We start from the raw sequence: 10,775 nt of genomic DNA, 5'->3' as shown, positions 1-10,775 counted from the left end.
GGTCTTGGTCATGATGTTCTCCAATATCTTAAAATTCGTTGAATTTCGTTGATTGTTCGCTGCGCCTGCCAGAACGTTGCTTTGTTTGTGTGCGCCGTCCATGTAACGAACTATAGGAGAGTCATCGGTGCGTTAGACCAGCCCTATCCGGATATATTATTCAGTATTTTTGAATATACGGGCAGGCGCTGCGCTGCGGTCCACTACTTCACAAGGCCAAGCACCTCCCGGAACCGTTCATGCCGGCTCGTACGCATCCATTCAAAGGCAAGCATCTCGACCGTGGCCGCGCTTGCCCCGGCGCTGCGCATCCTGTCGATTGCCGCCTCCCGGCTGGAGGCCTGCCGCGAGCCGATGGCATCCAGCACCACGGTGACTTTCAAGCCGTGCCCTAGCAGCCCGGCAACGGTCTGGAGCACGCAGACGTGGGCTTCGCAGCCGGCCACCACCACGTTTTTCCGGCCTTCGGGCAGCATGCCGAGCAAACCGTCCCGGCAGCCGTCGAAATAATCCTTGGCCAGGGTCTGATCGCACAGGCGCTTGACCGCATCGAGATTCCCGCCCAGGCTGCCGGGGCTTTGCTCGGTGCCGATCACAGGCACGCCTAGCACGCGCGCGATGCTGGCGAGACGGACAGCCTCCCTTGCCACGCGATCGCCTTCGTGGATCGCCGGCATCAGGCGGACCTGGAAATCCACCAGCACTAAAACAGATTCGTCGGCGTTGTGCAGCATGTTCATTTCCTTTGGCGCGTTGGCGAGTTGGCGTACCCATCATTTCCCGCATGCGATTCCCGGTGGGATGCAGTCTCAAGTCGCATTGTCCTGCTTTGCGGCCGGCTCGGGCAGGTCGATCATGACCGGGGCGCCGGTCACCGTGCAGCCTTGCGAGCAGCACTTTCCGGGTTGCGTGTTGCGCGTGATCGCGCGGTTGGGGTCGTCCGCCAGGCCGCGCTCGAGCAGCCGTTCGACGAGCTGAACCTTGGAGCCGACCGGATAATTCCTGTAGATCTCGCGCTTCATCGCTTCCGGTGAGCCGCCCCCGTGCAGGCTGATGACCGAGTACCAGCCGCCCTGATAGGACGCGGTCAGGTCTTCGATGAAACGGGCCGTCTCGATGCGCTTGGCGTACGGCACATCGGGATTTGCCCTCAGGACGTCCTGGAGCGTGGCCGCGGTGAGCGGGTTGTGGTCTTCGTCCGGGCCAGGCAGCGCAACGATCAGGCCGCCCGACACATAGTGGGCGATCTTGTGCATGTCGTAGATCTGGGTAGCCAGCAGCAGCTTGCCGATGTTCGAGAACACCGGGTCCGGCACGAAACTCTGCGCCGCCGCGTCCTGCTTTGCGTAGACGGATGCGGCGACGCCGCAGGCGTAGAAGCCTTCCGTGATCTTGATCAGTTCCACCATCTGATCGCGCAGGTGCGATTCTTCGCCCGGGTCGAAGCCGTTGGCCTCGCACATCAGCGCGCCCGCGCCGATCAGCAGATCGCCAAAGCCGGCCCGCGCGCCGATGCAACTGTGGCGGTGATGCGTGGCGTAGTTGTAGGTCATGTAGCCGCTGTGCTCCCACTCGCCGGCGTAGAACACGCGCTCCCACGGCACGAACACGTTGTCGAACACCACGACCCCGGTCGACTGTCCGTACTTGTTGGAAAACAGCGCCGCCTTCTCGCCCGGGCGGCCGGCGGGACGGGCGATGATCGTAATGCCTTCGGCGTCCACTGGCACCGCGCAGCACACGGCAAAGTCAGCGTCTGCCTGGGGCATGTTGCGGCAGGGCATGACCAGGAATTCGTGCACGTACGGCGCGCCAGTCACGATGGCCTTGGTCCCCGATATGCGGATGCCCTTGCCGTCGCGGTGCACGACGTGGACGTAGGTGTCGGCATTGCCCTGTTGGTGAGGCCGCTTGCTGCGGTCGCCCTTCGCGTCGGTCATCGCCACGCCGAGCGTCAGGTCGCGATCCTGGACGTCGTGCAGGTAGCTGGCGAAGCGGTCGCGATGCACGGTCGTGCCCTTGGCGTCATCGAGCCGCGCGCAAACCTGGTGGATCGCGTTCAGCGCATCGTGCGTCAGGTAGCGCTGCGCGCAACCCGTTTCCTGGCAGACCAGGCGCACGGCTTCCAGCTTGTTGAGCAGGTCTGCGCTGCTGGTGTTGATGTGAAGCAGCCGGTTCACGAGCTTGCCGCTGCTGCCCTGGGTCGCGGTCATGATCGGGGCGTACTCGGGCCGCAGCGCATAGTCGTAGGTCAGCCCCACCGCGTTGATGCCTGGGCGCAGTGCCGGCTCGTCGGCCACGCTTTCGATCAGGCGGCCGTCAACGAACACCCTCGGACGGTACTGGCGCAGCGACGCTTCATAGCCTTGTGCGGACATCATCATGGCGGTCTCCTGTGGGTTTGGCTGCTCTTTTTTGTGCTTGTTTGTACTTGTCTGTATTCGTGTTTTTAAAATTAAACGATGTTTAATGTAATTGTCAAGCGTTCGATTTTGTGACACGATGCAGCCTCAAAGGAGAGTCCATGACCCTGGCGGTGGAAGAGCGCGATCAGCAAAGGCGCGACAGGAAAGCGGTGGTGAGCGACGCCAAGCGCGCCCACATCCTGGCGGCGGCCCGGCACGTGTTCGAGGAGCGCGGGCTGGACGGCGCCAGCATCCGCGAGATCGCGAAGCAGGCCGGCTATACGCCGGGTGCGATCTATTCGTACTTCGAGGCCAAGGAGGAGATCTACGGCGCACTGCTGGGCGAATCGCTGGAGCGCTTGAACCATGCGGTTGCCGGGAGCCTGGACGCCGCTGCCTCGGACGAGGAGCGGGCCAGACATGCCGCAATGGCGTTCTACAGCTTTTACGCCACCAATCCCCGGGACCTCGACCTTGGCTTTTATCTCTTCGGTGGCATGAGGCCGCACGGGCTCACGCCAGCGTTGAATGCCCGTCTCAACAGCCGGCTGCGCGACGCGCTGACACCGTTCGAGGCGGCGCTGCGGCGTCTTGGCGCGACGGAGGACACCGCGCGCGCCGAGGTGACGGCCTTCTTCGCGCACTGCGTCGGACTGCTTCTCCTGGCACACACGAAACGCATCAGGATGTTCCAGGAGGAGCCCGGCCCGCTTTGCGCAAGCTATGTCGATCGTGTCGTCGAACGCATCGGCGCGAGCGCCAGCTTGATTTCAACCGCCCCCAAACAGAACGCATTGAACCCATGAGCTTGCAATCCGTAATGGCCTTCCTGACGCAACACGCGCCGCAGATCAAGATCATCGAGAAGGCGACCAGCACCGCGACGGTGGCCGAGGCGGCCGAGGCCCACGGCGTGGCACCCGCCCAAATCGCCAAGACCTTGTCCCTGAAACTAAAGGACGAAGTGGTCCTGCTGGTGATGGGTGGCGATACCAGGATCGACAACCGCAAGTACAAGGACCAGTTTGGCGGCAAGGCCAAGATGCTGGATGCCGACGACGTGCTGGCGTGGACCAGCCATCCGGTTGGCGGGGTATGCCCGTTCGGCTTGCCTCATGCGCTGAAGGTCTTCGCGGATGTCTCGCTGAGGAAGTTCGACGAAGTCCTGCCGGCGGCCGGCGCAACCAATGCCGCCATCCGGATCTCGCCCGAGCACCTTGCGCAGCTGGTCAAGGCACAGTGGGTCGACGTGGCGCAGGGCTAGCGGGCGGCCATGGACAAGGGCGCCGGCCTGCGCCCGTGATGCGATTCACGCTGGCACAGCCTGCCGCAGTGCCAGGAAGGTGCCATCCGGCTGGTAGAAGATGACCGCGTCCACAATGTCTGGCGAGGGACGGCGAAACTCGACACGATGCCCCTGGAGGCCTTCCAGGTCAAAGGTCCGCCCGTCAAACGGCCGCAGTGGCCAGCTCTGCTGCCCGCCGATGCGCAGCAATAGCTGGCCCGCCGCGTTGAGCGTGACGCCGATTTCCTGTGCGCCGTGCATGAACCTGCCAGCGCAGAGGGCGCGGAACGCAGGGTCGAGCACGTCGCCGCCTGCCGCGCGGCGAAACACGATATCTGCCACCATTGGTTCCAGAGGCGCGCAGATCCGGTCGATGTTGCCTTCCCGGTCATAGCCGAAGCTCAGTGCGAGATGGTCGGGGTTGATCTCGGCCGGCTTGTCGGGGGTGGTGAACACATCGTAGTGGCGGTGTTCGAGCTGGCCCGACATGCCGCGCCAGCGCCATGCCAGTGCGTTGTTCTCTTTCGTGATGCCGATCCGCCCGTAGGCCGGGTGTTCATACTCGCCGGCATAGTCGTCGAGCGGATGGCTCGGCGCGGTGCCGGTCCGGCGCAATTCGCCGCGCGCCTGCTGGTCGACCTTCTGCTGCGCAAGCGCCTGGCGGCGCATGGTGCGGAACCGGTCGAACCAGTCGATCGGCTCGTGGCCGCAAAGCTGATCGAGCGCGGCGTAGGTCAGCAGTTCGGTGACGGCGCTTGGGGCGCGATTGGTCAGCACCGCGACGCCGACCCGGCGTTGCGGCAGCATCGTCATGGCGTTTCCCCAGCCGACCCAGCTTCCGGTGTGGGAGGCCTTCCGCTCGCCGCGATAGTGTTCCAGCGACAAGCCGAGCCCGTAGTGGAACTCGCCCACCTCCTTGAACACCGAGCGGCCCACGTGCACGCGCGGGGTCATCATGTGCCGGACGATTTCCGCCGACAGCAGTGGTTTGCCGTCCACGGCGCCTTCATCGATCAGCACGCGCATCCACTTTGCCAGGTCCGACACGCAGGCATTGAGCCCGCCAGCGGGCAGCGCGCGGATTGGCGTCAGCATCGCACGCTGGCGCTCGTCGCCTTGCATGATGTGTGGATGCGCATGGTCCGGCGCGGCGGCGAGCGCTTCGATGGAGAGCCCGAAGTGCGCGAAGCCCAGCGGACGGAGCAGGCGCTCGGTGGTGAAATCCTCCCAGCGCTGCCCGCTGACGCGCTCCGCGATATGCCCGGCCACGAGATATCCCAGGTTCTGGTACTGGTAGGCCTCGCGCACGTCCCGGCTCGGCTCCAGATGGCGCAAGGCCGCCAGGATCTGCGCCATGGACAGGTCGCCCGGCGCGTGGATCCAGTCGTGGCGCGGAACGCCACTGTGATGGCACAGCAAGTCCCGCACGGTCACGCGCTCGGTCGCAACCGCGTCGTGCAGCCGAAACTCCGGTATGTAGTCGCGCACGGGCCGCGTCCAGTCGAGCTGGTGCTCGTCCACCAGCAGGCCAAGGCCGGCGGCGGTGAACGACTTGGTGAGCGAGCACAGCAGGAACTGGGTGTCCGCCGTCACGGGCGCCGGCGCTTCGGTGTCGCGCACGCCATAGCCTTTTGCCAGCACCGTCTCGCCATCCCGGACCACGGCGAGCGCAAGGCCCGGCACCTTCCATTCCTGCATCGACGCTTCGACGAGATCATCGAAATCACTGAGCATTGCGTGCGGTCCTTGTCTCTGCAACGGCATGGATTATTGGGGGGTGGCGCGATCTACGTTGCGCGTTGAGCGTGGATCGTCCGTGGGAATGGCAGCGCCAGACGTTAGCACCGGCCCGGCAATCTGTTATCGCCCCGAAGGAGGGTGTGTTGTGGCTTCGCGACGGGCAGGACGCAGTGCGATCCTGCGAGCCTCCCGGCCAGATTGATTTACCGCCGGGATCGCGCTACGATGTTTTGAACGTCGTTCAATAATGTTCGTCGTTCATATATATGGATGACATGATCGCCCCCGACACACCAGGCCGCCGTGCCCGAAAGCGCGCGCAAACGCTGGATCTGCTGGCCCAGGCGGCCATGAGCCTGTTCGAAGCGCAGGGCTATGACGCCGTGACGATGGAGCAGATCGCGGCCGAGGCCGACGTTGCCAAAGGGACGCTCTACAACCACTTCCCGACCAAGGAATCCGTGCTGGCGCACTGGATCCATACGCAACTGGCGGCCGATCTGGCGCATCTGCAGCCCGAGGCCGAACGGCTGGCAAGCTTCCGGCCGGCCATCTCGCTGCTGCTCGATGCGTCCGCCGCCTGGTGCGAGGCGCATCGCGCCTACCTTTCGCCTTACCTGCGCTTTCGCTTCCTGAGCCTGCAAGCCGCGCCACCGCCGGAAGAGGCCGCGCAGGCCAGCGACATGATCGATGTGTTCGGCCTGCTGATCGCCCTGGGCCAGCGCTCGGGCGAACTGCCAGCGCTCGGGCGAACTGCGGGGCGATCTCGACGCGGCGCATCTGGCGTCGCTGTTCCATCACCTCTACCTCGGCGCGCTGATGCGCTGGCTGACCTTGCCGGGGCGCACGCTGCGCGAGGAGTTCGCGGTGGTGGTGACGCTGTTCGTGGAGGGCAGCGCCGCCCGCCCGCCCGGGCCTCGTGCAAGGAGCCGCAAGACACCATGAACATCATCGTTGCAACCTATGGCACGGAGGGAGACGCCCGTCCGCTGGCCGCGCTGTGCCGCGCATTGATGGATGCCGGCCACCAGGCCCGGCTACTTGCCGACGGCGCAACGCTTGGCACGGCCAGGGTCCTCGGCGTGCCGGCGACCGCGCTGGCGGGAGATATCAAGGGCGTGCTGCAGCCGCAGCTCGCCATCTCCGGCGTGGTAGCGCGGAACCGCCGCTTCACCAGCACGGCGAGCGCGCTGGCACGCATTGCCAACGCCAATGCCGAGGCATGGCTGCGGGAGATCGTGGCGGCCGGCGAGGGCTGCGATGCCATCATCGTCTCCGGCCTGGCGGCCTTTGTCGGACTGTCGGCCGCCGAGCATCTCGGCGTGAAGGCGATCGGCACCGGGCTGATCCCGATCACCCCGACGGCGGACTTCGCCTCGCCGTTCCTGCCGCTGGCGCGTACGCCGGGCTGGCTGAACCGCGCGAGCCACCACTTCGTCAACGGGATGTTGTGGCGGGCGTTTCGCAAGCAGACCAACGCGGCGCGCGCGGCCGTATGCGGGCTGCCGCCGCGGCGGCAGCTCTGGACCCGGCATCCGATGCTATACGGGGTTTCGCCCAGCCTGTTGCCCCGGCCGGCGGACTGGCCGGGCAATGCGCGTGTCTGTGGCCAATGGATCGTGCCGTCGACGGACTGGAGCGCGCCGCGGCCGCTTGCGGATTTCCTCGCCGCTGGGGAGCCGCCGATGTATTTCGGCTTCGGCAGCATGGCGGGGTTCGATCGGGCAAAGCTGCTGGCGGCGGTGATCACGGCGTGCGCGGGACGGCGGGCGCTGTTCTATCCCGGGTGGAGCGGGGTGGGCACGGCCGGGCTTCCGGCGAATATTCATGTCGTTGGCGACACCCCGCACGACTGGCTGTTTCCCAGGACCTCACTGGTCGTTCATCATGGCGGCTCGGGCACGGCCCATTCCGCCGCGCGGGCGGGTGTGCCATCGGTGGTGGTGCCGTTCGCGGGCGACCAGTTTTTCTGGGCGGACCGGCTCAGGCTGGCGGGCGTTGCCGCCGGCGCCGTGAACGCAAAGCAGCTGCAAGCTTCGGCATTCGAGCGCGCCATCGCGTTCGCCCGGAGCGCCGAGGCACGTTCCCGTGCCCGCGAACTCGGCGCCCGGATGGCGGGCGAAGACGGCCTGGCCGATGCGGTCTCGGCCATCGAGGCCATGCTGCTGGATGAAGGCGCGATGGAGACAATGCCAGCGTGACGCAGCGGCTCATGATGTTACTGGTGTCCGCGCGGCGATAGGTATCGGGGTTTTTCCGTGTCCGCTATTCTCCGGATCGTTGGCAGGCGCGACTAGAATGGATTCTCCGGAGCGCAGCGCGCTTCGCTCCGAAGTGCCCGCCACGTCCCACACCGCTCACGTCGTTCCACCCGAGGAGCCGCCCATGTCCCTGCCTCATCTAGCTTCCGGCCAGGTGGCCAGCGTGCTGCCGCTAGGCGAGCGTCTCAGCAAGACGCCCACTACCGCCTTCTTCAAGGAAAACCGCCTGGAAGTCATGCGGCTGGTGCTGACCGCTGGCAAGCATATGCCGGCCCATGCGGTAGCCGGGCCCATCACGGTGCAGTGCCTGGAGGGGGACGTCGATATCGGCGTGGAGGGCGCGCACCGGCTGTTGCGCCAGGGCGACCTGATCTATCTGGAGTCCAACGTGATGCACGACGTGACGGCGATCAGCAACGCGTCGCTGCTAGTGACGCTGGTGCTGCTCTAGCGCAAACGCTCAATGCCTGGCCGGGCGCGCGTGCAATAACCAGAGGACTTCAAAATCCTCCGGCGCCATCGCCGCGCCGTCGAACTCCGGATCCGCGTTGATATCGGCAAGCGCTGGCACGGGTACCAGCCCGAGGTTTGTGCTCCCGGTTGCCGCATCGGCGCACGCGAAGCCTACGGTTCCATCCCGGAAGAATTCCAGCTTCCGGGTTTCGAAGCGCTCGCCGTCAAGCTCCGACACGAGCCGGACCGGCTCCGTGCAAAGCGCATGCCGCCAGATGACGTCGATGTATTCCATCGGGGCCTCCCCTCAAGCCGGGTGTCGCCAAACAAAAACCTAGTCCTTGGATAGCTCGCAGAACCGCAGGCGGTTGCCAAACGGATCCGCGACCTGCAACTGCCGTCCCCAGCCCACCGTCTCGATGCCTGGCTTCGCGTACGGATACTGTTTGGCATCCAGTTCGCGATGCAGGGCATCGATGTCTTCCATGGGCACGAACACCGTCGATCCTGGCGTGGCGTCTCCATGGTGCTCGCTCAGGTGCAGCGTCAGGCCGGATCGCCTCACCTGGGCGTAGAGCGGAAGCCCCGCTTCGAAACGATGCTCCCAATCGAGGGAAAAGCCAAGATAGTCCAGATAGAATTCCTTGGCCTTGTCGACCGAGAAGATCCGGATGATGGGGATGGCGGGGGACAGGTTCATGGCGCGGCGCCTGCGTCTTCCTCTTACTCTTACGCTTCGACCAGGTTGGGAATCTCCACGGCGGGATTCACGTCGGCCGCATAGTCCACGCCGTCGATGCCGAATCCGAACAGGCGCAGGAACTCCGCCTTGTAGCCCGCGAAATCGGTGAGCGCGTAGATATTGTCGTTGTTGACCTGGTCCCACAACTGGGTCACGCGGGCCTGGACATCCGGGCTGAGTTCCTTCTCATCCGTGCGCAGGCGGCCTTCCGCGTCCTGGCGTGGCGACTGGCTGTACAGGCAGTCCCGGTAGAGCGAGTCGACCTGTTCGATGCAGCCTTCGTGGGTGCCGGTTTCCTTCATGACCTTGAACAGCAGCGACAGGTACAGGGGCATCACCGGGATGGCGGAGCTGGCCTGGGTCACCACGGCCTTGAGCACCGCGACGCGGGCGTCGCCGCCAGTGGCGGCGAGCTTGCCGCGCAGGTCCAGCACCTTCTGGTCCAGGTCCTTCTTGGCGGCGCCAATGGAGCCGTTCCAGTAGATGTCGTGGGTGATCTTCTCGCCCAGGTAGGTGAACGCGGTGGTCTTTGCGTTGTCGGCGAGGACACCGGCGGCGAGCAGGGCGTCAATCCACATTTGCCAGTCTTCGCCGCCCATCACGGCTACCGTGTGATCGATTTCTTCCTGCGTCGCCGGCTGCAGGTTGATTTCCTTGATCACTTCCTTGTCGGTGTCCAGGCCGCGTTGCCGGATTTCCTTGCCAATGGGCTTGAGCGTGGAATTGAAGATCTCCCCCGTCTTCGGGTGCTTTCGCCGCGGCGCAGCAAGGCTGTAGACGACCAGGTCGACCTGGCCGAGATCGCGCTTGATGATGTCGATGGTTTGCTGCTTGATCTCGTCGGAGAAGCCGTCGCCATTGATGCTCATGGCATAGCGGCCCTCGGCCGTTGCCGCCTTGTGAAAGGCCGCCGTGTTGTACCAGCCCGCGGTGCCAGGCTTGCTCTCGCTGCCGGCGCGCTCGAAGAACACGCCGAGCGTGTCGGCGCCGCACCCGAACGTTGCCGTGATGCGAGCGGCAAGCCCGTAGCCCGTCGAGGCGCCGATGACCAGGACCTTCTTGGGTCCGTTGGCAACCGGGCCGTTCGCTTTCACGTAGGCAATCTGCTGGTTGACGTTGGCTTCGCAGCCGGTGGGATGGGCGGTGACACACATAAAGCCGCGCACGCGGGGTCCGATGATCATGGTAGGTTCCTTGCAATTTTGCTGGATTGTAATGGAACCCCGCCACCGGGCGGGCGTCGGCTTGCTTCAATCGTCCCGCGTCAGCACTTCCAGCAACGCGATCTCGAAGACCAGGTTCGAGTTCGGCTTGATATGGGCGCCGACCTGGCGTTCGCCATAGGCAAGGTGAGCCGGCACATGGAGCTTGCGCTTGCCGCCCACCTTCATTCCCATCAGGCCCAGATCCCAGCCCTTGATGACGCGCCCGGTGCCGATCACGCACTGGAAGGGCTTGCCGCGATCGTAGGACGAGTCGAACCGGGTGCCGTCCTCCAGATAGCCGCTGTACTGGGTGGTGATCAAGGCGCCTTTGACCACTGTCTTGCCGTCGCCGAGTTGAATATCTTCAATCTGTAGTTCGTTGCTCATCCGCCGCTCTTGTTCATGGGTGCAGTTACCGGGGAAGCAGAGTTTACCTCCCGTGGCTATGTCACCAGAAGGGGCGCGGACGGATTTTCGCGCTCTGGCCGGCTATCGGCGCTCGGGAGGAATCCCGCGAATGGCGGCTGAAAATTGCGCATGCGTGGCCGGATCCACCGGGCGGTGCTTGATGTTCGTGCTCGCCGGATTGTTGCCGAGAAAGTTGTTGCCCTTCCACAGCGACGCTGGCGGGAGCGCCTTGTTGCAGTGCTCGCAGCTTGGCCTGAGTTCCAGCATGTTCTGTCT

General features: G+C 64.8%; 12 protein-coding genes and 1 pseudogene. 5 read left to right on the top strand and 8 right to left on the bottom strand.

Going from position 1 to position 10,775, the window contains the following annotated elements:
* Positions 1–203: 203 nt before the first annotated feature.
* Together OR16_RS15015 and OR16_RS15010 are read right to left on the bottom strand one after the other, a co-directional pair.
* Positions 204–734, bottom strand: coding sequence for an isochorismatase family protein (locus OR16_RS15015; RefSeq protein WP_006158803.1), 531 nt, complete (start codon positions 732–734; stop codon positions 204–206).
* 75 nt (positions 735–809) lie between these two features.
* Positions 810–2,384 (bottom strand): 4-hydroxyphenylacetate 3-hydroxylase family protein, encoded by a 1,575-nt coding sequence (locus OR16_RS15010; RefSeq protein ID WP_006158802.1) that lies wholly within the window; start codon positions 2,382–2,384, stop codon positions 810–812.
* Positions 2,385–2,524: 140 nt separating this feature from the next.
* Here OR16_RS15010 and OR16_RS15005 point away from each other — a divergent pair, with 140 nt between their 5' ends.
* Both OR16_RS15005 and OR16_RS15000 read left to right on the top strand, forming a co-directional pair.
* Positions 2,525–3,211 (top strand): TetR/AcrR family transcriptional regulator, encoded by a 687-nt coding sequence (locus OR16_RS15005; protein ID WP_006158801.1) that lies wholly within the window; start codon positions 2,525–2,527, stop codon positions 3,209–3,211.
* A complete protein-coding gene (locus tag OR16_RS15000) occupies positions 3,208–3,669 on the top strand; it encodes a YbaK/EbsC family protein (RefSeq protein WP_043419774.1) in 462 nt (153 codons plus the stop codon). Before OR16_RS15005 ends, OR16_RS15000 begins: the two co-directional genes overlap by 4 nt.
* A gap of 45 nt (positions 3,670–3,714) precedes the next feature.
* Here OR16_RS15000 and OR16_RS14995 read toward each other — a convergent pair whose 3' ends face one another.
* The gene (locus OR16_RS14995; RefSeq protein ID WP_006158799.1) at positions 3,715–5,424 is read right to left on the bottom strand and encodes a serine hydrolase; all 1,710 of its coding nucleotides are present in this window, start codon (positions 5,422–5,424) and stop codon (positions 3,715–3,717) included.
* Between the two features lie 281 nt (positions 5,425–5,705).
* On the opposite strand from OR16_RS14995, the pseudogene OR16_RS48255 reads away from it, so the two are divergent.
* From OR16_RS48255 to OR16_RS14985, 3 genes and pseudogenes are all read left to right on the top strand, one after another.
* Positions 5,706–6,375: pseudogene (locus OR16_RS48255) on the top strand (TetR/AcrR family transcriptional regulator).
* A complete protein-coding gene (locus tag OR16_RS14990; RefSeq protein WP_050982981.1) occupies positions 6,372–7,631 on the top strand; it encodes a glycosyltransferase in 1,260 nt (419 codons plus the stop codon). Before OR16_RS48255 ends, OR16_RS14990 begins: the two are co-directional and overlap by 4 nt.
* 184 nt (positions 7,632–7,815) lie before the next feature.
* On the top strand, positions 7,816–8,142 hold the full coding sequence (locus OR16_RS14985; protein ID WP_006158797.1) for a hypothetical protein: 327 nt from the start codon (positions 7,816–7,818) through the stop codon (positions 8,140–8,142).
* A 9-nt stretch (positions 8,143–8,151) separates the two neighbouring features.
* Here the strand turns inward: OR16_RS14985 and OR16_RS14980 are convergent, their stop codons facing one another.
* The 5 genes from OR16_RS14980 to OR16_RS14960 form a co-directional block, all read right to left on the bottom strand.
* Positions 8,152–8,439 (bottom strand): DUF6881 domain-containing protein, encoded by a 288-nt coding sequence (locus OR16_RS14980; RefSeq protein WP_006158796.1) that lies wholly within the window; start codon positions 8,437–8,439, stop codon positions 8,152–8,154.
* Between the two features lie 39 nt (positions 8,440–8,478).
* A complete protein-coding gene (locus tag OR16_RS14975) occupies positions 8,479–8,844 on the bottom strand; it encodes a glyoxalase superfamily protein (protein WP_006158795.1) in 366 nt (121 codons plus the stop codon).
* 29 nt (positions 8,845–8,873) lie between these two features.
* A complete protein-coding gene (fabV, locus tag OR16_RS14970) occupies positions 8,874–10,070 on the bottom strand; it encodes an enoyl-ACP reductase FabV (protein ID WP_006158794.1) in 1,197 nt (398 codons plus the stop codon).
* Positions 10,071–10,136: 66 nt separating this feature from the next.
* Complete coding sequence (locus OR16_RS14965) at positions 10,137–10,478, bottom strand: FKBP-type peptidyl-prolyl cis-trans isomerase (protein ID WP_006158793.1); 342 nt, start codon at positions 10,476–10,478, stop codon at positions 10,137–10,139.
* Positions 10,479–10,580: 102 nt separating this feature from the next.
* Positions 10,581–10,766 (bottom strand): hypothetical protein, encoded by a 186-nt coding sequence (locus OR16_RS14960; protein WP_006158792.1) that lies wholly within the window; start codon positions 10,764–10,766, stop codon positions 10,581–10,583.
* Positions 10,767–10,775 lie beyond the last annotated feature (9 nt).

Source organism: Cupriavidus basilensis OR16, from assembly GCF_000243095.1.
Taxonomy (GTDB): Bacteria; Pseudomonadota; Gammaproteobacteria; order Burkholderiales; family Burkholderiaceae; genus Cupriavidus; species Cupriavidus basilensis_D.
The sequence above is the reverse complement of the archived record's forward strand: the minus strand, read 5'-3'. Positions and strand labels throughout refer to the sequence as shown.